This window comes from Pseudomonas sp. P42 (assembly GCF_017973755.1).
In the GTDB taxonomy this organism is placed as follows: domain Bacteria; phylum Pseudomonadota; class Gammaproteobacteria; order Pseudomonadales; family Pseudomonadaceae; genus Aquipseudomonas; species Aquipseudomonas iridis.
This window is the reverse complement of sequence record NZ_JACOPU010000008.1, coordinates 184,726-209,569: the sequence shown is the minus strand read 5'-3', so window position 1 is coordinate 209,569 and position 24,844 is coordinate 184,726. Positions and strand designations below refer to the sequence as shown.

Sequence of the window (24,844 nt, the reverse complement as noted above, 5' to 3'; positions counted from 1 at the left end):
AAACAAATGTGGGAGCGAGCCTGCTCGCGATAGCGGTGTGTCAGTCAAATTATTCATCGACTGATACTCCGCACTCGCGAGAAAGCTCGCTCCCACCGGGGGCTTGCTTCAACCTCAGGCTGTCAGATCAACAGCACTTCGGCCCACCCTTGCCACCGTAACGGGCTTCTTGACGTTCGCGAAAGAACATCTCGTAGCTCATCACCGGTTTGTCCGGGTGTTTGTTTTGCATGTGCTCGACGTAAGTGTCGTAGTCGGGCATGCCGACCATCAGGCGCGCGGCCTGACCGAGGTATTTACCGAGGCGACTCAGGTCATTGAACATGCTGCAATCCTCTGGTTACGCATCCGGCAGGGCCTGGAATGGCGATTCTTTATCCGTACGCTCTTTTTTGCCCCAGGCAGCGATGCCGACCTTGAGCGCATAGAACAGGATGCTGAATACCACGAACAGGAACAGCACAGTCAGCGTGGCGTTGGTGTAAGCGTTGAAGATCACGTGCTGCATCTGCTCGACGCTTTTCGCGGGAGCAAGCACCTGACCATTGGCCAGTGCATCGCTGTACTTCCTAGCCAGCGACAGGAAGCCGATCGCCGGGTTGGCGTCGAACAGCTTGATGAAGCCTGCGGTCGTGGTGCAGATCAACAGCCACGTTGCCGGCAACAGCGTGACCCAGATGTAGCGCTGACGCTTCATCTTGATCAGGACCACGGTGCCGAGCATCAGCGCGATACCGGCCAGCATCTGGTTGGAGATACCGAACAGCGGCCACAAGGTGTTGATGCCGCCCAGTGGATCGATCACGCCCTGATACAGCAACCAGCCCCACATCGCCACACAACCGGCAGTGGCGATCAGGTTGGCGGTCCAGGATTCGGTACGCTTGAGCGCCGGAACGAAGGAGCCGAGCAGATCCTGCAGCATGAAACGCCCGGCACGAGTACCGGCGTCGACTGCGGTCAGGATGAACAGCGCTTCGAACAGGATCGCGAAGTGGTACCAGAACGCCATGGTGTTTTCACCCGGCAGGACACTGTGCAGGATCTGCGCAATACCCACCGCCAGGGTCGGTGCACCGCCGGCACGGGCGAGGATGGTGGTTTCGCCAATGTCATTCGCCACGGCTTGCAGCGCCTCAGGCGTGATCGCAAAACCCCAACTGGTGACCACTTGCGCAACCGACACCACGTCACTGCCGACGACAGCCGCCGGGCTGTTCATGGCGAAGTACACGCCTGGCTCGATCACCGATGCAGCGACCATGGCCATGATCGCCACGAATGACTCCATCAGCATGCCGCCGTAACCGATGTAACGGGCGTTGGTTTCGTTATCCAGCAGCTTGGGCGTGGTGCCCGAAGAAATCAGCGCGTGGAAACCGGAGACCGCACCGCAAGCAATGGTAATGAACAGGAACGGGAACAGACCGCCCTTCCACACCGGGCCGGTGCCGTCGACGAACTGGGTCAGCGCCGGCATTTTCAGCTCGGGCATGGTTACCAGAATGCCAATCGCCAACGCGACAATGGTACCGATCTTGAGGAAAGTGGAGAGGTAGTCACGCGGCGCCAGAATCAGCCAGACCGGTAGCGAAGCAGCGACAAAACCGTAGCCGACCAGCATCCAGGTAATCTGCACACCCGTGAAGGTAAACGCCTTGGCCCACACCGGATCAGCGGCAATCTGCCCACCCAGCCAGATCGAACCCAGCAGCAGCAATACGCCGACCACGGAGATTTCGCCGATGCGGCCCGGGCGGATGTAGCGCATGTAGATGCCCATGAACATCGCGATCGGGATGGTCGCCATCACGGTGAAAATGCCCCACGGGCTTTCGGCGAGTGCTTTCACCACGATCAGCGCCAGCACCGCAAGGATGATGATCATGATCAGGAAGCAGCCGAACAGCGCAATGGTGCCGGGAACACGGCCCATTTCTTCACGCACCATGTCACCCAGGGAACGGCCGTTGCGTCGGGTCGACATGAACAGAACCATGAAGTCCTGCACCGCGCCCGCCAGCACCACACCGGCAATCAGCCAGAGTGTGCCAGGCAGATACCCCATCTGCGCCGCCAGCACCGGGCCGACCAGAGGCCCCGCGCCAGCAATCGCCGCGAAGTGGTGACCGAAAAGAATGTGTTTGTTGGTTGGAACAAAGTCCAGACCGTCGTTGTTGAGCACGGCGGGGGTGGCCCGACGCGGATCGAGTTGCATCACATGGGTTGCGATGAACAGGCTGTAGTAACGATACGCAACCAGATAAATGGCCACGGCAGCGACCACAATCCACAAGGCGTTAATGGCCTCGCCTCGGCGCAATGCCACTACGCCCAGGGCGCACGCTCCTACTATTGCCAGCACTAGCCAGGGTAAGTGGCGTAGCAGGCTATTATTGTTTTTCATTTTATTATTCCAGCCAGGGTGGACAAGAAAGACAGCCACCCCGAGTTTAGCGCTTACGACGACAAAGGCCATACCCCGACATAGGTCTAGACGCCTTGATCGTTGGCTGCACCCGGCTGGTCGGGTCTATAGTCAGCAAACCTTCGAGAGGATTGCGCCATGAGCGAGCACCCAGCAGAGCGTCGCCGATTCAAACGTATCGCGTTCGATGCCCGAACTGAATTGAGTCAGGGCGAGTACATCTGGCAAGTCAAGTTGATCGATCTCTCGCTCAAGGGGCTGTTGATCGAAAAACCCGAGCCGTGGCTGGGTGATCGGGAACGGCATTTCCTCGTGGAGATTCATCTCAATGATGAGGTCGGCATCAAGATGGATGTGCAACTGACCCACGATGACCGCGGCCAACTGGGCTTTGTCTGCAAGCACATCAGCCTGGAGTCGATCGAACGCCTGCGGCGTTTGATTGAGTTCAATCTGGGCGATCCGCAGGAGCTGGAGCGGGAGTTGGGCGCACTGATCGAAATCTGATAAAGCCTGGCCGTGCAGGAGCTGCCGAAGGCTGCTCCTACAGGGGGGTGTAGTTATTCGAAAAGCGCGTCGAGGGCCTGTTCCAGTCGGGTCACGGCAATGATCTGCAGCCCCGGCGGTGATTCCTTCGGCGCATTGCCCTTCGGCACAATGGCGCGTTTGAAGCCATGCTTGGCCGCTTCCTTCAACCGCTCCTGACCGCTTGGTACCGGACGCACTTCGCCGGACAACCCGACTTCGCCAAACACCAGCAGGTCATGGGGCAACGGCCGATTGCGCAGGCTCGACATCACGGCCGCCATCAGCGCCAGGTCGGATGCGGTTTCCAGCACCTTCACCCCGCCGACCACGTTGAGGAACACATCCTGATCGTGAGTCGGTATGCCGCCATGGCGATGCAAAACGGCCAGTAGCATCGCCAATCGGTTCTGATCCAGCCCCAACGTCACACGGCGCGGGTTGGCCAGATGACTGTCATCGACCAGCGCCTGCACTTCCACCAGCATCGGCCGGGTGCCTTCCCACGTCGCCATCACGACACTGCCCGGGACTTCTTCCTGAGCGCGCGTGAGAAAAATCGCCGAAGGGTTGGAGACCTCTTTCAAACCCTTGTCGGTCATGCCGAACACGCCCAACTCGTTGACGGCGCCGAAGCGGTTCTTCACCGCCCGCAGCAAACGCAGTCGACCATCGGATTCGCCTTCGAAATACAGCACGGTGTCGACCATGTGCTCAAGCACGCGCGGGCCGGCCAGTGCGCCTTCCTTAGTCACGTGGCCGACGAGGAAAATCGCCGTGCCGCTTTGCTTGGCATAGCGCACCAGCAACGCCGCACTCTCGCGCACCTGAGACACGCCGCCGGGCGCCGATTGCAGTTGTTCGGTGAAGATCGTCTGGATCGAGTCGATCACCATCACCTTGGGCTTTTCCTGACGTGCCGTGGCGATGATGGTCTCGATGCAGGTTTCGGTCATCACCCGTAGCTGATCCTGAGGCAAACCGAGGCGGCGGGCGCGCATGGCCACTTGCTGTTGGGATTCCTCGCCGGTGACGTACAGCGCCGGCATGCTCTTGGCGAGGTTGCACAGGGTCTGCAACAGAATCGTCGACTTGCCGATACCCGGGTCGCCGCCGATCAACACCACCGAGCCATCGACCAGGCCGCCGCCCAGTACACGATCCAGCTCACTGGAGGCAGTGGAAAACCGTGGTATCTCTTCGACGCTGACTTCGGCCAGGGTTTTGATCTGCGCCTGCTGCCCGGTCCAACCGGTGCGTCCGGAGGGCGCCGTCGCGCCGCCGCTCTCGATCATGGTTTCGGTCAGCGTATTCCAGGCACCGCACTCGCCACACTGGCCGGCCCACTTGGGAAAGGTTGCGCCGCACTCGGTGCAGCCGTACATGCGCTTGGCCTTGGCCATCAGAACCCCCGACAAAAACCGCGATGATAACGCACGCGCCGCCGATCAGCGCGGCGCCGCGGTACGGATCTCGCCGCTGGCCAGACGTGCGGCGCTATTACCCAGCGGATCTTCGGCATTCAGGTCGGCGCCTTTGGCTTTCAGCGCGTCGAGCAATTCAAGGCGTTTGAACAAACCCGCATACATCGCCGCCGTCTGACCGGCACCGTTACGTTGATCGGGGCTGCAATCGGTGGCCATTAACCGACGGGCGATCTGTAACTCACCCTTGAAGATCGCACCCATCAACGCCGTGTTGCCGCGCTGGTCCTGGGCACAGGCATCCGCACCAGCGGCAAGCAAGCGCTCCACTGCGGGTGCCTGACCGTGATAAGCCGCCAGAATCAGCGCGGTGTAACCCTTGCCGTCGCGGGTGTCGAGTGAATAACCGGACTCGATAAAGGTATCGAGCATTGGTACATCACCGCGCCGGGCGGCGTCGAAATAGTAATCCTGTAGTTGTTCTTTGAGCGCATCAGGGCTTTGCACGGCCGGTGCTGCCAGCGCACCACAGGACATAAACCCGAACAATAGAACCAGATAAACACGCATCAGCAGTCTCCCTCAGCGAAACGGGGCCTGACTCAGGCCCCGCGTGACGTTGTGTGGAATCAGTCGACCAGTTTGGCTGCCAGTGCCTTGACCCGGCTCAAGTCACCCTTGGCCACTTCGGTGACACCAGTGCCGTACTCGGGATCAGCCTTATAAAGGAAGGACAGGATGATGTGCTTGCTCTCGTCATCGGTGGTGGCCAGCGAGCCGCCAAAGCTGTCGATCAGATCGCGACGCTCTTTCTTGCTGAACGAGCGGTACAGATCGCCTGCCTGCTTGAAGTTCTGCTCACGCTGGATCTTCGCCTGCTGCGTGCTGCCCGACAGCGCCATCTGGCTGTAGCGCGCGGTTTGTGTTTCTTCACGCGGCTGCAGACGGCTCGGTTGATAATTCACTCCGGAAGCGCTGGCACCGAAGTTCATCGCACCATCCTGGTTGCCATTGTTCACCGCAACTTTCGGTGCATTGATCGGCAATTGCAGGGCATTGGCACCGAGGCGGTACATTTGTGTATCGGCATAAGAGAACACTCGACCTTGCAACAAGCGGTCTTCCGAAGGCTCGATACCAGGAACAATATTGGCCGGCGCCATGGCTACTTGTTCAGTTTCCTGAAACACATTTGCCGGATTACGATTAAGGACCATTTGTCCAACTTTTCGCTCCGCGATACCTGGCCAGATCTTCGTTGCATCCAATGGATCAAAATCAAACTTGGACAAATCTTGTGGTTTTAGCACTTGAATGTACAAGTCCCACTTCGGGAAGTTGCCCTTGTTTATATTCGTAACCAAATCGTTAGTCATGTGACTGTAGTCTTGGCCCTGAACTTTGCCGACTTGCTTGGGCGTCAGATTGTTGATGCCCTGCAAACTCTTCCAGTGAAACTTGACGTAATGCACTTCGCCTTTGGCATTGACCAACTTATAGGCATGCACACCGTTGCCATCCATCTCTCGATAACTGGCCGGAGTACCCGAGTTGGAATACAACTCGGTCAGCGTACGCGTGGCTTCCGGTACATGGGAGAAGAAATCGAACCGGCGCGAATCGTCATCAAGGTTGGTGCGTGGGTCAGGCTTGAACGCGTGCACCATGTCCGGGAATTTGATTGCATCGCGGATGAAGAAGGTCGGGAAATTGTTGCCAACCAGGTCCCAGTTACCGTCAGCCGTGTAGAACTTGGTGGCGAAACCGCGCGGATCACGCAAGGTTTCCGGGGAGTGATTACCGTGAACCACAGCGGAGAAACGCACAAATACCGGGGTAGTCTGGCCGGCAGCGAACACCTTGGCCTTGCTCAAGTCGCTGAGATCGTTGGTCACCGTAAAGGTGCCGTGGGCACCGGTGCCCCGTGCATGTACCACGCGCTCGGGAATGCGCTCGCGGTCAAAGCGCTGCAGTTTCTGGATCAGTTGCACATCCTGCAACAGCACCGGGCCATTGGCTCCTGCAGTCTGCGAGTTCTGGTTGTCACCTACCGCGGCACCGTTGTCGCGAGTCAGCGGGGCGGCATGCACGGAAAAGGTCAGCAGGCTGGCGGTGATGACCCCAAGCGTGCGGCGATGGGGAAAAGCCCCTAATCCAATAGCGGAATTCATATCAGGATCCTCTGTTTTTTTGAGCGCATCCAGGTGCGCCAACACAAGGCTAGAGGCCCGCAACGCTGAACATAAATAGAAAGAACGTAACGCAATGATTGAAAAAAATTCCTTCCAAGTCATGTGGTTATGGCGTAAATCGCGCGCGATTAGTGGCACTTTGAAAACTAATCGTCTATTCATGTGTCGATAAAAATGTGCATTGTAAGAAGGTGTTTCGCGCAGTAAGCGTTTTACTGATTTACACTGCCAACACCAAACTCATCTGTAACAAGGAAATAACCTATGGGCGTGCTTAACGAGTTCAAGGCCTTCGCGGTCAAAGGCAATGTGGTCGACATGGCCGTCGGTATCATCATCGGTGCCGCATTCGGCAAAATCGTTTCATCCTTTGTCGGTGACGTAATCATGCCGCCAATCGGCCTGCTGATCGGCGGAGTGGACTTCAGTGATCTGGCCATTACGTTGAAAGCGGCTCAGGGCGATGCGCCTGCGGTGATGCTCGCGTACGGCAAGTTCCTCCAAACCGTTTTGGACTTCGTGATCGTTGCTTTCGCGATTTTCATGGGTGTCAAAGCCATCAACCGTCTGAAGCGCGAAGAAGCCGTTGCGCCTAGCCTGCCGCCGGTTCCGACCAAAGAAGAGGAATTGCTGGGCGAGATCCGCGATTTGCTCAAGGCTCAGAACAATCAGCCCTGAATCAGCCACACCCAAAAAAAACGGCGCCTGCGAGGCGCCGTTTGTTTACCAGTAGTTTTCCACTGCCACCTGGCCAGGCCGCCGAGCAAGGCTCAGGCTCATGTGCCGCTGTTTGAGCAAGGCACGCGTGTCGTCGATCATCTGCGGATTGCCACACAGCATGACGCGCGAGTGTTCGGCAGAAAGTTCCACACCCGCGGCGCGTTCCAGCTCACCGTTCTCGATCAGCGTCGTGATCCGCCCGTTCAGCGCACCGGGATGCGTCTGGCGAGTGACAGTGGGAATGTACTGCAGCTTGTGGATGTGCTCCGCCAGATAATCACGCTGTGCCAGTTCGGCGATCAACGACTGGTAAGCCAGTTCGCGCGCTTCCCTGACGCTGTACACAAGAATGATCCTCTCGAATTTTTCCCAGACCTCGAAATCCTGAAGGATCGACAGGAAAGGTGCCACCCCAGTACCTGTCGACAACAGCCACAAATCGCGTCCGTCGACGAAACGATCAAGGGTCAGATAGCCATAGGCCTGACGTTCAACCATCAAGGTGTCGCCAACCTCCAGTCGACTCAGCTCACTGGTGAACTCGCCTCCGGGTACCACGATAGAAAAGAACTCAAGAAACTCGTCAAACGGTGAAGAGACCATGGAGTAGGCGCGCCACACTGTGCTGCCATCGGCCTTGATCACACCGAGTCGCGCGAACTGACCGGCACGAAAGCGAAAACCCGCATCACGGGTGGTACGCAGAGTGAACAGATTGGGCGTCAACGGTTGCACGTCAAGCAAGGTCTGATGGGTGAATTTGTCTGTGTTGGCAGTCATTGGGCACTCCATTCAACGGTTAACCAACAGTCTCGCGCAAAGTCGCCTGCTTAAATACCTCTGATTTGTAGTGATATCAGGATGCCTGCCCTTAGGATAATGTGCGTGCACTTTTCCATTACGTGTGGGAGAGGAAAATTCCGCAACAATGATAAGTCATATATAAAACACTCTGTACTTAATAACCGGCCATTCAAATAATCACTCGTTCCAAGAGCAAAATAATCGGAGCATCACGTGGGAAACGTCCTACGCTCGTCTTCGTGCGGATCAGATTAGATCCAAGAAGCACCCCGGAAATTGCACGGAGCATTTTTAATGGAAACGTGGAAGGAGTCGCAGTTGAAGCAGCTGACTTTCGCCAAGGGCATCGATACTGCGTAGCCGATACTGCTCAGATTTGCCGAAAATCTTGGCTTTAACTTTTGTGCAGTAACCGTTGCAATGCCGCAACAGGTTACGTCAATAAACACCTTGCAAATCAATAACTACCCCGACGAATGGAACAGGCAGTATGAACAAAGGAAATTCAGTTCAATTGATCCGATAACGGCACACTGCAATCAGTCGATGATGCCGATTGTCTGGAATGAAACACTGTATGAGAAGGCTCCACATGTGTGGCAAGCGTTGCAGGAACAAGGCCAGATCAGCCCACTCGAACTGTATGAGCATTTTGGCTACATCTTTTATGCAGCCAGTCATTTGAGCGAACTGTTTGCTCGTACGCTGCCAAAGCAGTCGATGAAGCCCGACCAGCCGCATCTTTCGCCACGAGAACTGGAGGTTCTGCAATTGTCGGCTGGCGGAAAAACAGCCTATGAAATTTCAAAAACCCTCCGCCTGAGCGAGCGCACCGTTAACTATCACGTACAAAACGTGATTGAGAAACTCAACGTCTGCAACAAGATTTCTGCGGTTATCGCCGCTGCGAGAGCCGGCATTATTTGACACCGCCGCTTGGCGTCCTTCAAAACTTACGGGTATTGCGCTGGAAAAAAACGTACCATTCAGGCCCTTCCCGAGTGATGACGCTGTCTGTCAGAGTCGCTGTCCACTGGGTCGGGTTCCGCCGCAAGAGACCCAGCCGCGGAACACACCTTGATCACCCTGAGTCCCCGTCCCATGCCCTTGCTTGACACGCCCTTCGCCCAACTCGACCTGATTCGCCAGCCCGAACAGCAAAATGAACCGCTGCAAGCTTTTGACGCGGCCGATGAATATTTGCTCAATTACCTGGCGGCGCAGCAACCGGTGGCCGGCACACGGGTATTGGTGCTCAACGACAGCTTCGGCGCGTTGGCCGCCAGTTTGCTGGGCAAGGTTGAAGTCAGCAGCAGCGGCGATTCATTTCTGGGTTTTCAGGGCCTGGAAAAGAATCTGCTGCGCAACGGCCAGGCCTTCGATGCGATCCAGGGGATTCCGGCGAGCGAGCCCTTGGTCGGGCCGTTCGACCGAGTACTGATCCGCGTACCGAAAACCCTGGCCTTGCTGGAAGAACAACTGATCCGCCTGCAAGGGCAACTGGCGCCCGGCGCAGAAGTGATCGCCGCCGCCATGATTAAACATCTGCCACGCGCTGCAGGCGATTTGCTGGAACGCTACATCGGCCCGGTACAGGCGTCACTGGCAGTGAAAAAAGCACGGCTGTTGATTGCCACCCCTGAAGCGAAAGAACCGGCGGTGTCGCCCTACCCATCGCGTTATCGTCTCGACACGCCGGCCATCGAACTGATCAACCATGCCAACGTATTCTGCCGAGAAGGCTTGGACATCGGCACCCGCGCCTTTCTCCCGCATCTGCCCAAGAACCTTGGCGGTGCACGGGTCGCCGACCTTGGCTGCGGCAACGGTGTGCTGGCAATTGCCAGCGCCCTGCACAACCCCGACGCGCACTACACGCTGGTCGACGAATCGTTCATGGCGGTGCAGTCGGCTGCCGAGAACTGGCGCGCAGCGCTCGGTGATCGCGACGTGATCGTGCGTGCCGGCGATGGTCTGGCCGGCCAGGAAGCGCAATCGCTGGACGTGGTGCTGTGTAATCCGCCGTTCCATCAGCAGCAAGTGGTCGGTGATTTCCTGGCCTGGCGCATGTTTCAGCAAGCGCGCGAAGCGTTGGTGGTAGGCGGTGCGTTGTATATCGTCGGCAATCGCCATCTGGGCTATCACAGCAAACTGGCGCGACTGTTCCGCGGTGTCGAACAAGTGGCGAACACACCGAAATTCGTGATTCTCAAAGCCCGCAAGTAAAACGCCAGGCATAAAAAACCCTCCGTTCGGAGGGTTTCAAAACGTGCCTTTGAAAGCGACTGGATATTTCAGTGGGTGGTCAGACCTGCAGCATTCATGAACATGCGCATCAGGCTCGCGACGATAAACAGTGCGCCGACGCTACCAATCCAGATCATGGCCAACCAGCCGAGCCGCTGCCACAGCGGCTTTTTTTCGGCTTCTTTAATGTCGTGCAGGGAATGTTTGCCAGTCATTGCATCGATCCTCCGTTAGCTCAATAACGCCGCCGACGCCATCGTCGGAACGCCGCCCGGAACAAGCCCGCTCCTACAGTTCTAGTGATAACCGTCTTCATGGGTAACCTTGCCGCGGAACACGTAGTAGCTCCAGAAGGTGTAACCCAGGATGAACGGGATGATGAACAGCGTGCCGACCAGCATGAAGCCCTGACTTTGCGGCGGTGCGGAGGCGTCCCAGATCGAGATCGACGGCGGCACGATGTTCGGCCACAGGCTGATACCGAGACCGCTGTAGCCGAGGAAAATCAGCACCAGCGTCAGCAGGAACGGCATGTAGTTGGCGTTACGCGCCACGGCGCGGATCAAGCCGTACATCGTCACCAGGACCAGAATCGGCACCGGCATGAACCAGAACACGTTCGGCATGCTGAACCAGCGCGTCGCGATGTCCGGGTGGGCCAGCGGCGTCCAGATACTGACAATACCGATCACCGCCAACAGCACGAAGGCCAGTGGTCGCGCGAGGTTATGCATCTGCTCTTGCAGCTTGCCTTCGGTCTTCATGATCAGCCACGTACAGCCGAGCAATGCGTAAGCCACCACCAGTGCCGCGCCGCAGAACATCGTGAACGGCGTCAGCCAATCCAGTGAACCACCGGCAAACTGCCGATTGACCACCGGCAACCCATCAATGAACGCCCCAAGCGCCACGCCTTGAAAGAACGTCGCGGCCACCGAACCACCGATGAATGCCTTGTCCCACAGGTGACGCTTGTCGTCCTTGGCCTTGAAGCGAAACTCGAACGCCACGCCGCGGAAAATCAAACCGATCAGCATGAAGATCAGCGGCAGGTACAACGCCGACAACACCACCGAATACGCCAGCGGGAAGGCGCCAAACAGCGCCGCACCGCCGAGCACCAGCCAGGTTTCGTTACCGTCCCAGACCGGGGCGACGGTGTTCATCATCACGTCACGGTCGACCTTGCCCGGGATGAACGGGAAGAGGATCCCGATGCCCAGGTCGAAGCCGTCCATGACCACGTACATCATGATGCCGAAGATGATGATCACGGCCCAGATCAGCGGAAGATCAATACCCATGAGTCAAATCTCCTTGGTCAGGGTGACGTCGTCGCCGTGGTCGGCATCGGACGAATCGTCGGCTGCGGACAACGGACGGGCCGGTGTGCGTTTCTTGCCAGGCCCACCCTCCGGTGTTTCCTGGCCCTCGCTGATCTTCGGCCCCTTGCGCACCAGGCGCATCATGTAGCCGAGACCGGCACCGAACAGCGCGAAATACACCACCACAAACATGATCAGCGTGATGCTCATCTGCGCGAAGCTGTGATTGGAAGACGCATCAGCCGTGCGCATCAGCCCGTAAACCACCCACGGCTGGCGGCCGATTTCAGTGGTAAACCAGCCTGCGAGGATCGCAATCAGACCAGACGGCCCCATCCACAGCGCCAGATATAGAAACGGACGCGAGGTGTAGAGCGTGTCGCGCTTGCGCAGCCACAGACTCCACAGGCCAGTGAAAATCATCAGGAATCCAAGGCCAACCATGATCCGGAACGACCAGAACACGATGGTCGAATTCGGCCGGTCTTCGGGCGGGAAGTCCTTGAGCGCCGGTACTTGCTTATCCAGCGAGTGCGTGAGGATCAGGCTGCCGAGATACGGAATCTCCACGGCAAACTTGGTTCTCTCTTCCTTCATGTCCGGCCAGCCGAACAGGATCAGGGGTGTTGCTTCGTCACCCTTGTTTTCCCAGTGGCCTTCAATCGCGGCGATTTTTGCCGGTTGATGCTTGAGGGTGTTGAGACCGTGGAAATCACCGATGACAGCCTGGATCGGCGCCACAATCAGCGCCATCCACATCGCCATCGACAGCATGGTGCGGATCGCCGGATTGTCCTTGCCGCGCAGCAAGTGCCAGGCCGCTGAGGAGCCGACGAAAAATGCCGTCGCAACAAACGCCGCGGTCGCCATGTGCATCAGACGGTAAGGGAATGACGGGTTGAAAATGATTGCAAACCAGTCGGTTGGAATCACCTGACCGTTGATGATTTCGAAACCCTGCGGGGTCTGCATCCAGCTGTTGGAGGCCAGAATCCAGAAGGTCGAAATCAACGTACCGACCGCCACCATCACCGTGGAGAAGAAGTGCAAGCCGCGGCCGACCTTGTTCCAGCCGAACAGCATCACGCCCAGGAAACCGGCTTCAAGGAAGAATGCCGTGAGCACTTCATAGGTCAGCAGCGGTCCCGTGACAGCACCGGCGAAGTCCGAAAAGCGGCTCCAGTTGGTGCCAAACTGATAGGCCATGACCAGCCCGGAAACCACGCCCATGCCGAAGTTGACCGCAAAGATCTTCGACCAGAAGTGGTAAAGGTCACGGTAGGTGTCGTTATGGGTTTTCAGCCACAAGCCTTCGAGCACCGCGAGGTAACTCGCCAGGCCGATGGTGATGGCCGGGAACAGGATGTGGAACGAGATGGTGAACGCGAACTGAATTCGGGCGAGATCGAGTGCCTCTAAACCGAACATAAGTCTTCCTCTGTCAGGTAATACCGGCGTCGGGGCTTGTGGCCCCTGCACCTACTGCCCCCACGGATATGGAGTGCGGCGAATTCCGATTCGTTCTTTTTTTACAACCATCGCAACGCAGGGAGTCTGGCCAACGGGCCACCAGAGCATGGCCCGGGAGGGTCTTGATCTGGATCAAGCAACGTTGAAAGAGTAGTCCCATTTCCGACGAAGAACTGCGTGGTCGTTTGCCGCGTGACAAGTTGCCTCACTGCAGCAGCAACCCTTTGCCACGCCTTCCCTCGCCACACGCCGTCAGGCAGCGGGTCAAGATCGATGTCTGGCTAACTAAATTTTTTATAACAGCAACTTCCTGTTACAGACTGGTGATAATCTCGCGGTTCCCCTCGAGCCAGACCTGCCTTCAGATGCCCAGCCAAGAGCCCCTGCTGTTACGTCACCATCGACCGTTCCTGGCGTTCTGGTTCGCACGGATTTTCACCGCCAGCGGTTTCCAGATGCTCACCGTGGCCATCGGCTGGAACCTCTATCAACTGACCGGCAACGTCCTCGATCTGGGTCTGGTCGGCCTGGTCGAATTCGCCCCGCGCGTACTGTTCATGCTGCACACCGGGCACGTCGCCGACCGCTACGATCGACGCAAGGTCGCGGCCATCTGTCAGTCGTTGCAGGCGTTGATTGCCCTTGCGCTGGCGATTGGCAGTGCCACCGATCACGTCACCCGCGAACTGATCTTCATCCTCGCCTTCCTGCTCGGCGCGGCGCGCTCGTTCGAGATGCCGACCACTCAGGCGCTGTTGCCGAGCATCGTGCCCAGTGCGCTGTTCCCGCGGGCCGTCGCGGCGGCGCAATCGGCACAACAGTCGGCAACCATCGTTGCCCCGGCCATTGGCGGTCTGCTCTACGCATTCGGCAGCGTCTGGGTCTATGGCCCGACCGTGCTCCTGTACGTGATTGCCTGCACGTTGATGCTCAACCTGCCGGCCCGTCAGACACCGTTGAACAAAGGCAAAGCCACGCTGGATTCATTGCTGGCGGGAATTCGTTTCATCCGTAGTCGCCCGGACATTCTCGGTGCGATTTCTCTGGATCTGTTCGCGGTGCTGCTTGGTGGCGCCACGGCGCTGCTGCCGGTGTTCGCCAAGGATATTTTGCTGACCGGCCCGTGGGGCCTGGGCCTGCTGCGTTCGGCGCCGGCAGTCGGCGCGCTGGGGATGTCGCTGTTCCTCGCGCGCTTTGCCGTGGAGCGTAACGTCGGCCGCGTGATGTTCACCGCGGTGGGCATCTTCGGCGTCGCGACCATTGCCTTCGGCCTGTCGACCTCGTTCTGGTTCTCGCTGGCCGTGCTGGTGGTACTCGGCGCGGCGGACATGATCAGCATGGTGATCCGCGCCTCCTTCGTGCAACTGGAAACCCCGGACGAAATGCGCGGCCGGGTCAGCGCGGTCAACGGCCTGTTCATCGGCGCCTCGAACCAGTTGGGCGAATTCGAATCCGGCGTCACCGCCCACTGGTTCGGCACCGTGCCGGCGGTGGTCATGGGCGGCATCGGCACGCTGGTGGTGACCGGGACGTGGATCAAACTGTTCCCGACGCTGGCTAACCGCGACCGGATGCATGTGCCGGTGGAAGAGGTGAAGGTTTGACGTTCGCTTTAGAACTCAGCACGACGAGCACAAATTAATCGCGAAGGTGCGGTACATGGATACCGCACAGAGTGTAATGTATCGCCTTACACTCGCCGCCATGATCGTCCTCTCAGGCTCATGCCCATGCACAACCCGCCACATCCCGGTGAAACATTGTTGATGGACGTCTTGCCCGAACTTGGCATCAGCGTTACTGAACTGGCACGACACCTTGGCTTCGCTCGACCGCATCTCTCCCGCGTATTGCACGGCCATGCACCCATTAGTCCGGACTTGGCGGTACGGCTGGAGCGAGCGGGCATTGGCAAGGCGCGCGTGTGGCTGGGTGTACAAACAGATTACGATCTGTGGCAGGCGGAACATCGCGAGCAGCCAGCGATTGAACCTCTCGCTGCACACGCCTGATCACTTCAAACCACCAACTCCCCCGCCACTTTCACCCGTAACGCCTTGCCGCCCAATTGCTCGACCAGCGTCAGTGCAAACTCCAGAGCGGCGCCGGAGCCTTGGGCGGTGATGCAGTTGCCGTCGACGACAACGGGTTGATCAACAAAGGTGCAACCCGACAGTTGATGGCTGGCGCTCGGCAGGCAGGTCATGCGTCGCTGGCGTAAGACACCGAAGGCTTGCAGGGCGACAGCCGGGGCTTCGGCGATGGCGGCGAACAGGCGCCCGGCACTGGCCTGATCCTTGAGCAATTGTTGCAGCGGTTGATGCGCCGCCAGGTGTTGTGAACCGACGGCACCGCCGGGCAGGACGATCAGGTCGAAGGTCTGCGCCAGCACATCAACCAACATGCCGTCAGCGGTGAGGCGCGTGCCACGGGCGCAGGTCAGCATGCGGCGGCCCTCGATGCTGGCCGCCATCACTTCGATGCCGGCGCGACGCAGTACGTCGATCAGGGTCACGCTGTGCAAATCATCGATGCCCTCGGCGAGGGTAATCAGGGCTCTAAAGGTCATGGGCGCTTTCCGCTGGGTGATCTTCAAAGCGTAGTCAGCTTCGCCCGGATCGCGCAGCAACAGCCGTTACTTGATGTAAAGCTGCGTCGACATTGTGTTGCGCGGAGCGTTGATCGAGGTGTTGCTGAAGGTGAAGGTGCCTTCCTGCTTGCCCGCCAGATCGAAGGTATAAAGAGAGCCGACGGTTTTGCTGCCGGGCGTGCATTCGGTCAGATTGCCGGTATCAAAGGCACAGACCGGGGCCCGAGTGCCGTTCACTTCGAAACCGTCCAGCGCAGCCTGCGGTTGGTTCTGGCCATAACCGACTTCCAACACGTAGACCTTGATGCTCGCGCCGTTGTGATTGCACTGGGTTTGCGCCTGACCATCGGCAATGTCTTCAAGGCCGCACGCCGAAGATTGCACCTTGATGACTTTGACTTGCGACAAGGGCGCCGCCGAGGCGGCCCACACTGTCGACGTCCCGACCATCAGGCCTGCGATCAATCCAAAAGCTTTAAACCGACACTTGCTCATGCTTCCCCCCATCACCAAAAAACTGCGCGCAGTATGGCGCAGTTGACCACAGCGCAAAACTTCGCCGACGATCGACACCAACATCCGCCATATTCCTCACGCTGCTGGTATGATGCGCGGCTTTTTCCGGCCCACCACAATTTCCCAGGCGCTTGCGACGGTCTGTGCTTTGCTGTTGAGGTCGATACATTCACGGCGCCACGCGCGCCACGGGGAGCGGACATGCTGGAAAGGCTGTTTCAACTCAAGGCACACAACACCAACGTGCGGACCGAGATTCTGGCGGGCATCACGACTTTCCTGGCCATGGCCTACATTCTGTTCGTCAACCCGAGCATCCTCGGCGAGACCGGTATGGACAAGGGCGCGCTGTTCGTCGCCACCTGTCTGGCAGCCGCCATCGGCTCGGCGGTGATGGGTCTGATCGCCAACTACCCGATCGCCCTCGCACCGGGCATGGGTCTGAACGCCTTCTTCACCTACACCGTCGTCCTGCACATGGGCCACACCTGGCAAGTCGCGCTGGGTGCGGTGTTCATTTCCGCAGTGCTGTTCTTCCTGTTGTCGATCTTCCGCATTCGCGAATGGATCATCAACAGCATCCCGCTGCCCCTGCGTTCAGCAATTGCTGCCGGTATCGGCCTGTTCCTGGCGCTGATCGCCCTGCACAACGCCGGCATCGTGGTCAGCAACCCGGCGACCATGGTGGGCCTCGGTGACCTGAAACAACCTGCACCCATCCTCGCCACCCTCGGCTTCGCCCTGATCGTCGCCCTTGAAGCGCTGAAAGTGCGCGGCGCCGTGCTGATCGGCATCCTGGCGGTGACCATCACCTCGATCGCCATGGGCTTCACCCCGTTCGGCGGCATTACCTCGATGCCGCCTTCGCTGGCGCCGACCTTTCTGCAACTGGACATCAAAGGCGCACTGGACATCGGTCTGGTCAGCGTGATCTTCGCCTTCCTGTTCGTCGACCTGTTCGACAACTCCGGCACCCTGATCGGCGTTGCCAAGCGCGCCGGCCTGATGGGCAAGGACGGCCACATGCCGAAAATGGGTCGCGCACTGATCGCCGACAGCACCGCGGCCATGGCCGGTTCGCTGCTGGGCACCTCGACCACCACCAGTTACATCGAATCCGCTGCTGGCGTAAGTGCTGGTGGCCGTACCGGTCTGACGGCCATCGTCGTGGCGATCCTGTTCCTGCTGGCGTTGTTCTTCTCGCCACTGGCGTCCAGCGTTCCGGCTTTCGCCACCGCACCGGCGCTGCTGTTCGTCGCCGTGTTGATGACTTCTGGCCTGGCGGAAATAGACTGGGATGACATCACCGTCGCCGCGCCGGTCGTCGTGACTGCGCTGGCCATGCCATTCACTTACTCGATCGCCAACGGCATCGCGTTTGGCTTCATCTCATGGACCGCGATCAAACTGCTGTCGGGCCGCGCTCGTGAGCTGAACCCGGCGCTGGTAATTCTGTCGATTCTGTTCGTGATCAAGTTGGGTTGGTTCAACGCATGACTTTCGATTCCAAAGCTTACGCCGAACAACTGGAAGCCAAGGTCACGCGCCTGCGTGATCTGCTGGCGCCGTTCGATGCGCCCGAGCCGACCGTGTTCGACTCGCCGCTTGCGAACTTCCGCCTGCGCGCTGAGTTCCGCCTGTGGCGCGAGGGCGGTGAGCGGCATTACGCGATGTTCTCCCAGGATGACAAGCGCACGCCGATCCTCATCGAAGAGTTCCCGATTGCCAGCCTGCGCATCAACCAGTTGATGCCGCAATTGAAGGCGGCGTGGCAGGCGAGTTCGGCGTTGAGTCACAAGCTGTTTCAGGTGGAGTTCCTGACCACGCTGGCCGGCGACGCGATGATCACCCTGTGCTACCACCGTCCGCTGGACGAGCATTGGCACGCGGCAGCGACCCAGTTATCGGCGGACCTGGGCGTCAGCATCATCGGTCGCTCCAAGGGCAAACGTGAAGTTATCGGCCAGGATTATGTGGTCGAGCAACTTGAAGTCGGCGGCCGCACCTTCAGCTACCGCCAGCCGGAAGGCGCGTTCACCCAGCCTAACGGCACGGTGAACCAGAAGATGTTGAACTGGGCATACGAAGCGCTGGGCGATCGCCCTGACGATCTGCTGGAGCTGTATTGCGGCAACGGCAACTTCACCCTGCCGTTGGCGACCCGCGTACGTAAAGTACTGGCCACCGAAATCAGCAAGACGTCGGTCAATGCGGCGTTGAGCAACCTCAGCGAAAACGCTGTGGATAACGTCACACTGGTGCGCTTGTCCGCCGAAGAGCTCACCGAAGCGCTCAACGAAGTGCGTCCGTTCCGTCGCCTGCACGGTATCGACCTGAAAAGCTACGAGTTCGGTAGCGTATTCGTCGATCCACCGCGCGCCGGCATGGACCCGGACACCTGTGAACTGACCCGGCGTTTCGACAACATCCTTTATATCTCCTGCAACCCGGAAACCCTGGCGGCCAACATCGCCCAGTTGCACGACACGCACCGCATCACCCAGTGCGCGTTGTTCGACCAGTTCCCGTGGACGCATCACATGGAATCGGGTGTGCTGCTGACCCGGCGCTGATTGCAGATGCTGGATACAAAAAAGCCGTCGTGATGACGGCTTTTTTGTGGGTGCCTTAAAAGATCGCAGCTGCGGCAGCTTCTACAGGGGGAGCGCGTTCCCAATGTAGGAGCTGCCGCAGGCTGCGATCTTTTGATCTGTGCGATCACCGAACAAAAAAACCCAAGCACCCAAGCGTTCAATTGACCCATGTAACCATCTAGTACATTTTATCTCCACAGGCTGAAACCCTTGGCCAAAGCCAAAAACAATAAGTGGAGTCTCCTCTCATGCCCCCTATCGTTCTGGTGCTCAACGGCCCGAACCTGAATCTGCTCGGCACTCGTGAGCCCGCAACTTACGGTCACGAAACCCTCGCTGACATCTCTGCCTTGTGCGGTCGTGCCGGTGAAGAGTTCGGCCTGACCGTGGAGTTTCGCCAGACCAATCACGAAGGCGAACTGCTCGACTGGATTCACGCCGCCCGTGGCCGTTGCGCCGGGATCGTGATCAATCCAGCGGCCTGGACGCACACCTCCGTGGCGATTCGTGATGCATTGGTGGCCAGCGAACTGCCGGTGATCGAAGTGCACCTGTCCAATGTCCACGCACGCGAGGCATTCCGGCACCACTCCTTCGTTTCAGCCATCGCCACGGCGGTAATGTGCGGGTTTGGCAGCCACGGCTATCGTCTGGCCCTGGAACATTTCAGCCAGCGGCTGAAGGGATGCGCGGCATGATTCGCAAAAACGTAATACTGGCCGGGCTGATCGGGGCCGGCATTCAGGCCTCGCGCACGCCAGCGCTGCATGAGCACGAAGGCGACGCACAGGGCCTGCGTTATCTGTATCGGTTGATCGACCTCGACCAACTGCACATGGATAGCAGCGCCCTCCCCGACTTGCTACTGGCCGCCGAACGGATGAACTACACCGGGTTGAACATTACCTTCCCGTGCAAGCAAGCGATCATCCCGCTGCTCGACGAACTGTCTGACGAAGCGCGCGGCATCGGCGCGGTGAATACCGTGGTGCTGAAGGATGGCAAACGTGTCGGCCACAACACCGATTGCCTCGGGTTTGCCGAAGGTTTTCGCCGTGGCTTGAAGGACGCTGCACGCGAGCGCGTGGTCCAGATGGGTGCAGGTGGCGCTGGCGCGGCAGTGGCCCACGCGCTGTTGAGCGAAGGCGTACGGCACTTGAGTATTTTCGACGTAGACCGTGAACGCGCCGAGCACCTGGCGAACAACCTCAACCAGCATTTCGGTGGGGGACGAGCAGTGGCCGGGCATGAGCTGTCGAGTACCCTGAACCTGGCCGACGGCCTGGTGAATACCACGCCAATGGGCATGGCCAAACTGCCGGGCATGCCGGTGCCTGTGGAGCTGTTGCGCAAGGAATTGTGGGTGGCGGAAATCGTCTATTTCCCGCTGGAAACCGAATTGTTGCGTAACGCCCGCGCACTGGGTTGCCGGACGCTGGATGGCGGCAACATGGCGGTGTTTCAAGCGGTGAAGGCGTTTGAGTTGTTCAGCGGCGTGGTGCCGGATGCGCAGCGGATGCTGGCGCATTTTCAAAGTATGGACATTTAGAGATCAAAAGATCGCAGCCTGCGGCAGCTCCTGCAGGGTTTTTCAGGAGCTGCCGCAGGCTGCGATCTTTTGATGTGTCAGGCTTGCAGATAGCGCAACACCGAATCGCAAATCATCTCGCGATGACGCTGCTTGATGCTTTCGTCCGGCAGATCAATCTGAAAAATCTCACTGAACGTATGGCGGTTCGACACGCGATAGAAACAGAACGAACTGATCAACAAATGCACATCCAGCGCATTAAGCCCGGCGCGGAATACACCCTCCTCGGCACCCCGACGCAGTATCTCGCCCAGTGAATCGAGGATGGTGTTGTTCATCGCCTTGATCGCGTCGGATCGCTTCACGAACTCCGCGTTGTGGATGTTTTCGATGCACACGATGCGCACGAAATCGACGTTACGGTCGTGATGATCGAAGGTGAACTCTACCAGTCGCCGAATCGCCACCACGGGCGGCAACTCAGCCAGGTGCAAGCGGTTTTCGGTGTTGCGGATATCGCCGTAAAGTTTCTCCAGCACCTCGACGTACAACTGCTCCTTGCTGCCGAAGTAGTAATAGATCATGCGTTTGGAGGTGTGGATGCGCTCGGCAATCGCGTCGACGCGGGCACCGGACAATCCCTGCTGGACGAACTCGACGATCGCCTCCTGCAAGATGTTCTCACGGGTCTTTTCCGGGTTGTTCTTGCGACTTTTGCGCGGCTCTGCGACGGACTCGACGGGAGCTGCGGAAAGTTCTGAATTTATTGTCATTGCGGGCTCACGGCCTTCACTGCACAGGCTGGCGATTATGGGCCGAGCCGCACAGTGAAGGAAGCCGCGCGACCCGTGTTTAATCCCGCGTTTACGAATTTCCTACAACTTCGCCTGGCGCACCGCGCCACTGCGTGATTTGGCCATCGCGGCCAAACGCACTGCAACGTTCGCCGCGCCATAACCGGCATAGCCATTTTTGCGCTGGATGATCTCGAAGAAGAAGCGCCCTTCAAACGGCTCGGTGTAGACGTGAAACAGCTCGCCACCCTGCGCATCGCGGTCATACAGCACGTTGTAATACGCCAGCTCACTGAGGAATTCGTCGTCGAAATCAAAACGCGCGGCGAGATCGTCGTAATAGTTGAGCGGAATATCCAGCAACGGCACCCCCGCCTCTTTGGCTCGACTGACTTCGGCGAAGATGTCATCACAATCGAAGGCGATGTGATGCACACCGGAGCCGCGATAGCTCGACAGTGCGTGGGAGATCGCCGTGTTGCGGTTCTCGGAAATATTCAACGGCAAACGGATCGAGCTATCGCGACTGCGCAGCGCACGGCTCTTCACCAGACCATACGGGTCGGGCAGGACCACTTCGTCGTCGGCCTCGAAATCCAGCAGGCTTTTATAGAACAGCACCCAACTGTCGAGGCTGTCCGCCGGCAATGCCATGGCCATGTGATCGATGCGCTTGAGGCCGCCACGTCCCGGTGCGTCGGGCAGCAGATTGAAGTCGGTGCCGTAGACATCCGCCTGTTCATCCACCAGATAAATCAGGCTGCCGTCCGGCGCGCGTACCGCCGCCAATTCCAGCTCGTTCGGCCCGACCAACCCGCGATAGGGCTGACCTTTATAAGCAACAGCACGGGCCAGCGCGCTGGCGCTGTCCTTGACTCGCACAGCGGTGGCGCACAGCGATGGGCCGTGGGCCTCGAAGAAACTGTGAGCAAACGAGTACGGTTCAGAATTGAGAATCAGGTTGATATCACCTTGGCGCAGCAGGCTCACACTCTTGGATCGGTGCTGCCCAGCCTTGACGAAACCGAGTCGTTCCAGCCAGTTCGATAGCTTGGCGCCGAGGCTTTCATCGACAGCAAACTCAAGAAACTCGACGCCGTTGTACTCGCTGGCCTTGGGCGTTTCGAAGAGAATTTCGCGATTGGCAACGGGGGTCGCGTCTTGCTCCAGGCGCAGCCGAGTCTTCTCCTCCAGGTACAGCAATGAACGCAACCCGTCGGCCGCGTTAGCCCGTGGCGGCGCGGCACGGAAACCATCGTTGAAGATTTCCAGCGACAGCGGCCCGGTGTAACCGCTCTGGATGATCGGCGCGAGGAAGCCCGGCAGATCGAATTCACCCTGCCCCGGAAAACAGCGGAAATGCCGGCTCCACTCCAGCACATCCATTGCCAGGATCGGTGCGTCAGCCATTTGTACGAAAAAGATCTTGTCGCCGGGAATGTCGGCGATGGCAGACGGATCGCCTTTCAACGACAAGGTATGGAAGCTGTCGAGCAACACGCCAAGGCTTGGGTGGTCGGCCTGACGCACAATGTCCCAGACCTGTTGATAAGTGTTTACGTGGCGACCCCACGCCAGCGCTTCATAACCGATGCGTAAACCGCGTGCCCCGGCGCGCTCCGCCAGAAGCCGCAGGTCATCTATCAGAATTTGCTGATCGCCAACGCTGTCGGCCGAGGCGTTACTGCACACCAGCACCAGATCGGTACCCAATTCCTGCATCAGATCGAACTTGCGCTCCGCCCGCTCCAGATTGCGCGCCAGCCGATCGCGGCGGCAGCCTTCGAAATCACGGAACGGCTGGAACAGGGTGATGGCGATGCCGAGATCGGCGCACATCTGTTTAATTTCCCGCGGACTGCCGTCGTAGTACAGGAGGTCGTTTTCGAAGATTTCCACCCCGTCGAACCCGGCGGCGGCGATGGCTTCGAGTTTTTCCGGCAGGGTGCCGCTCAAGGAAACCGTGGCAATGGAACGCTGCATACTTCAACTCCTGGACTGCGCCGTTTGTGACGGGTGATCATTTTTATCGTGGTGAAATTATTGGCTGCATCCCCTCGCGCAGCAATTTAAAGTGTACTACCCGGTTAGTTTTGCGGGCGATTATCGAACACAATGGCGGTTTGACGAATTGACGATTTTTCGTCCACTGCCCAACATCGACTGCACATTGAGTCCGGACATGAACCACCGGTCGCAGTGTTCGACAACAAAAGAACACCAAATAAAAAATCCAAAAACGGGTGGAACACATGATTCCTTCACAGACTTCCCGCATGGCCCCGGCCATGAGCACTGCCACCGGTGGCATCGGCGACAAGATCCGCGGCGCCATGGCGGTCGGCAAAACCCGTTGGGGCATGCTGGCGCTGGTGTTTTTCGCCACCACCCTGAACTACATCGACCGCGCCGCCCTCGGCGTCATGCAGCCGATCCTCGCCAAGGAAATGAGCTGGACGGCGATGGATTACGCCAACATCAACTTCTGGTTTCAGGTCGGCTACGCCATCGGTTTTGTCCTGCAAGGGCGGTTGATAGACCGGGTCGGCGTCAAGCGCGTGTTCTTCTGCGCCGTGCTGCTCTGGAGCCTGGCCACCGGCGCTCACGGTCTGGCCACTTCAGCGGTCGGCTTCATGGTCTGCCGGTTTATCCTTGGCCTGACGGAAGCGGCGAATTACCCGGCCTGCGTGAAAACCACGCGCCTGTGGTTTCCCGCCGGTGAACGCGCCGTCGCCACCGGCATCTTCAACGCCGGCACCAACGTCGGCGCCATGTTCACGCCGATGCTGTTGCCACTGGTCCTTCACGTATGGGGCTGGCAGGCGGCGTTTCTGTGCATGGCGGCACTGGGCGGGATCTGGCTGTTGTTCTGGGGTTTGAAGTACTTCAACCCGGAAGATCACCCGAGCGTGAAACAGTCCGAACTCGACTACATCCAGCAGGAAGTCGAACCGGAACAGGCTCGCGTGCCGTTCTCGAAAATCCTGCGCATGCGCGGCACCTGGGCCTTCGCCCTCGCCTACTCGCTGACCGCGCCGGTGTTCTGGTTCTACCTGTACTGGTTGCCGCCGTTTCTCAATCAGCAATACAACCTGGGCATCAACGTGACCCAGATGGGTATCCCGTTGATCATCATCTACGTCACCGCCGACTTCGGCAGTGTCGGTGGCGGCATTCTGTCCTCGTTCCTGATCGGTCGCGGCATGAACGCGATCAAGGCGCGGTTGCTGTCGATGTTGCTGTTCGCCTGCTGCATCATCGGGGTGGTCATGGCCGCCGGCTCCGCCAACTTGTGGGTCGCGGTGGCGGCGATCTCGCTGGCCATCGGTGCGCACCAGGCCTGGACCGCGAACATCTGGAGCCTGGTGATGGACTACACGCCCAAGCACATGATGAGTACGGTGTTCGGTTTCGGCGGCATGTGCGCAGCGATCGGCGGGATGTTCATGACCCAGATCGTCGGCCACATCCTCACCGTCACCAACAACAACTACACCGTGCTGTTCACCCTGATTCCGGCGATGTACTTCCTCGCGCTGACGTGGATGTACTTCATGGCGCCGCGCAAGATTCCAGCCATCACCGAGTGATCCACCCCCTGTAAGAGTTGCGGCACGCGGCGATCTGTTGATCTTGTTGTTAAAGATCAAAAGATCGCCGCGTGCCGCAGCGCCTACGGGGGTT

At 58.7% G+C, this 24,844-nt stretch carries 24 protein-coding genes; 11 read left to right on the top strand and 13 right to left on the bottom strand.

Annotated elements, in window-relative coordinates; all coding sequences use genetic code 11:
* Nucleotides 1-127: 127 nt before the first annotated feature.
* Together H8B20_RS25100 and H8B20_RS25095 are read right to left on the bottom strand one after the other, a co-directional pair.
* Nucleotides 128-325 (bottom strand): YbdD/YjiX family protein, encoded by a 198-nt coding sequence (locus tag H8B20_RS25100; protein WP_042561171.1) that lies wholly within the window; start codon nt 323-325, stop codon nt 128-130.
* A 15-nt stretch (nt 326-340) separates the two neighbouring features.
* Complete coding sequence (locus H8B20_RS25095; RefSeq protein ID WP_042561172.1) at nt 341-2,407, bottom strand: carbon starvation CstA family protein; 2,067 nt, start codon at nt 2,405-2,407, stop codon at nt 341-343.
* A 159-nt stretch (nt 2,408-2,566) separates the two neighbouring features.
* On the opposite strand from H8B20_RS25095, the gene H8B20_RS25090 reads away from it, so the two are divergent.
* The gene (locus H8B20_RS25090) at nt 2,567-2,935 is read left to right on the top strand and encodes a PilZ domain-containing protein (protein ID WP_115146536.1); all 369 of its coding nucleotides are present in this window, start codon (nt 2,567-2,569) and stop codon (nt 2,933-2,935) included.
* A 53-nt stretch (nt 2,936-2,988) separates the two neighbouring features.
* Here the strand turns inward: H8B20_RS25090 and radA are convergent, their stop codons facing one another.
* The 3 genes from radA to H8B20_RS25075 are packed head-to-tail and all read right to left on the bottom strand — an operon-like array spanning nt 2,989 to nt 6,548.
* Nucleotides 2,989-4,356: a DNA repair protein RadA gene (gene radA / locus H8B20_RS25085; protein ID WP_008084632.1), complete on the bottom strand. Its 1,368-nt coding sequence runs from the start codon at nt 4,354-4,356 to the stop codon at nt 2,989-2,991.
* 45 nt (nt 4,357-4,401) lie between these two features.
* A complete protein-coding gene (locus H8B20_RS25080; protein ID WP_210624911.1) occupies nt 4,402-4,947 on the bottom strand; it encodes an ankyrin repeat domain-containing protein in 546 nt (181 codons plus the stop codon).
* Between the two features lie 59 nt (nt 4,948-5,006).
* On the bottom strand, nt 5,007-6,548 hold the full coding sequence (locus H8B20_RS25075) for a catalase (protein WP_210624910.1): 1,542 nt from the start codon (nt 6,546-6,548) through the stop codon (nt 5,007-5,009).
* A gap of 285 nt (nt 6,549-6,833) precedes the next feature.
* Between H8B20_RS25075 and mscL the strand changes: the two genes are divergently transcribed.
* Nucleotides 6,834-7,247 (top strand): large-conductance mechanosensitive channel protein MscL, encoded by a 414-nt coding sequence (gene mscL / locus H8B20_RS25070; protein WP_042561176.1) that lies wholly within the window; start codon nt 6,834-6,836, stop codon nt 7,245-7,247.
* Between the two features lie 45 nt (nt 7,248-7,292).
* Here mscL and H8B20_RS25065 read toward each other — a convergent pair whose 3' ends face one another.
* The gene (locus tag H8B20_RS25065; protein ID WP_210624909.1) at nt 7,293-8,069 is read right to left on the bottom strand and encodes a ferredoxin--NADP reductase; all 777 of its coding nucleotides are present in this window, start codon (nt 8,067-8,069) and stop codon (nt 7,293-7,295) included.
* A 387-nt stretch (nt 8,070-8,456) separates the two neighbouring features.
* On the opposite strand from H8B20_RS25065, the gene H8B20_RS25060 reads away from it, so the two are divergent.
* Both H8B20_RS25060 and H8B20_RS25055 read left to right on the top strand, forming a co-directional pair.
* Complete coding sequence (locus H8B20_RS25060; RefSeq protein WP_342345724.1) at nt 8,457-9,020, top strand: helix-turn-helix transcriptional regulator; 564 nt, start codon at nt 8,457-8,459, stop codon at nt 9,018-9,020.
* 174 nt (nt 9,021-9,194) lie between these two features.
* Nucleotides 9,195-10,319: a methyltransferase gene (locus tag H8B20_RS25055; protein WP_210624908.1), complete on the top strand. Its 1,125-nt coding sequence runs from the start codon at nt 9,195-9,197 to the stop codon at nt 10,317-10,319.
* 68 nt (nt 10,320-10,387) lie between these two features.
* On the opposite strand, the gene H8B20_RS25050 is transcribed toward H8B20_RS25055, so the two are convergent.
* From H8B20_RS25050 to H8B20_RS25040, 3 genes are all read right to left on the bottom strand, one after another.
* Complete coding sequence (locus H8B20_RS25050) at nt 10,388-10,555, bottom strand: DUF2474 domain-containing protein (RefSeq protein ID WP_080896061.1); 168 nt, start codon at nt 10,553-10,555, stop codon at nt 10,388-10,390.
* Nucleotides 10,556-10,636: 81 nt separating this feature from the next.
* Nucleotides 10,637-11,644, bottom strand: a complete 1,008-nt coding sequence (gene cydB / locus H8B20_RS25045) for a cytochrome d ubiquinol oxidase subunit II (RefSeq protein ID WP_210624907.1) — start codon at nt 11,642-11,644, stop codon at nt 10,637-10,639.
* 3 nt (nt 11,645-11,647) lie between these two features.
* Nucleotides 11,648-13,093 carry a cytochrome ubiquinol oxidase subunit I gene (locus H8B20_RS25040; RefSeq protein WP_210624906.1) on the bottom strand — a complete coding sequence of 482 codons (1,446 nt, stop codon included), beginning with the start codon at nt 13,091-13,093 and terminating at the stop codon, nt 11,648-11,650.
* 407 nt (nt 13,094-13,500) lie between these two features.
* Between H8B20_RS25040 and H8B20_RS25035 the strand changes: the two genes are divergently transcribed.
* Together H8B20_RS25035 and H8B20_RS25030 are read left to right on the top strand one after the other, a co-directional pair.
* Nucleotides 13,501-14,739, top strand: coding sequence for an MFS transporter (locus H8B20_RS25035; RefSeq protein ID WP_210624905.1), 1,239 nt, complete (start codon nt 13,501-13,503; stop codon nt 14,737-14,739).
* Between the two features lie 120 nt (nt 14,740-14,859).
* Nucleotides 14,860-15,147 (top strand): HigA family addiction module antitoxin, encoded by a 288-nt coding sequence (locus tag H8B20_RS25030; protein ID WP_047303344.1) that lies wholly within the window; start codon nt 14,860-14,862, stop codon nt 15,145-15,147.
* A 5-nt stretch (nt 15,148-15,152) separates the two neighbouring features.
* On the opposite strand, the gene H8B20_RS25025 is transcribed toward H8B20_RS25030, so the two are convergent.
* Both H8B20_RS25025 and H8B20_RS25020 read right to left on the bottom strand, forming a co-directional pair.
* On the bottom strand, nt 15,153-15,704 hold the full coding sequence (locus tag H8B20_RS25025; protein ID WP_047303489.1) for a DJ-1 family glyoxalase III: 552 nt from the start codon (nt 15,702-15,704) through the stop codon (nt 15,153-15,155).
* 66 nt (nt 15,705-15,770) lie between these two features.
* Nucleotides 15,771-16,220, bottom strand: a complete 450-nt coding sequence (locus H8B20_RS25020) for a DUF4879 domain-containing protein (protein WP_210624953.1) — start codon at nt 16,218-16,220, stop codon at nt 15,771-15,773.
* Nucleotides 16,221-16,442: 222 nt separating this feature from the next.
* On the opposite strand from H8B20_RS25020, the gene H8B20_RS25015 reads away from it, so the two are divergent.
* From H8B20_RS25015 to H8B20_RS25000, 4 genes are all read left to right on the top strand, one after another.
* The gene (locus tag H8B20_RS25015; protein WP_150597074.1) at nt 16,443-17,738 is read left to right on the top strand and encodes an NCS2 family permease; all 1,296 of its coding nucleotides are present in this window, start codon (nt 16,443-16,445) and stop codon (nt 17,736-17,738) included.
* Nucleotides 17,735-18,814 carry a tRNA (uridine(54)-C5)-methyltransferase TrmA gene (gene trmA / locus H8B20_RS25010; RefSeq protein WP_150595279.1) on the top strand — a complete coding sequence of 360 codons (1,080 nt, stop codon included), beginning with the start codon at nt 17,735-17,737 and terminating at the stop codon, nt 18,812-18,814. The genes H8B20_RS25015 and trmA overlap by 4 nt, the downstream gene beginning before the upstream one ends.
* A 269-nt stretch (nt 18,815-19,083) precedes the next feature.
* The gene (gene aroQ / locus H8B20_RS25005; RefSeq protein WP_042561186.1) at nt 19,084-19,533 is read left to right on the top strand and encodes a type II 3-dehydroquinate dehydratase; all 450 of its coding nucleotides are present in this window, start codon (nt 19,084-19,086) and stop codon (nt 19,531-19,533) included.
* Entirely contained in the window at nt 19,530-20,384 is an 855-nt protein-coding gene (locus tag H8B20_RS25000; RefSeq protein WP_210624904.1) for a shikimate dehydrogenase, read from the top strand. Before aroQ ends, H8B20_RS25000 begins: the two co-directional genes overlap by 4 nt.
* Nucleotides 20,385-20,461: 77 nt before the next feature.
* Here H8B20_RS25000 and H8B20_RS24995 read toward each other — a convergent pair whose 3' ends face one another.
* Nucleotides 20,462-21,139 (bottom strand): TetR/AcrR family transcriptional regulator, encoded by a 678-nt coding sequence (locus H8B20_RS24995; protein ID WP_042561187.1) that lies wholly within the window; start codon nt 21,137-21,139, stop codon nt 20,462-20,464.
* Nucleotides 21,140-21,241: 102 nt separating this feature from the next.
* On the bottom strand, nt 21,242-23,143 hold the full coding sequence (quiC, locus tag H8B20_RS24990; RefSeq protein ID WP_047303351.1) for a 3-dehydroshikimate dehydratase QuiC: 1,902 nt from the start codon (nt 23,141-23,143) through the stop codon (nt 21,242-21,244).
* A 269-nt stretch (nt 23,144-23,412) separates the two neighbouring features.
* Here quiC and H8B20_RS24985 point away from each other — a divergent pair, with 269 nt between their 5' ends.
* Nucleotides 23,413-24,750, top strand: a complete 1,338-nt coding sequence (locus tag H8B20_RS24985; RefSeq protein ID WP_042561188.1) for an MFS transporter — start codon at nt 23,413-23,415, stop codon at nt 24,748-24,750.
* Nucleotides 24,751-24,844: the final 94 nt, after the last annotated feature.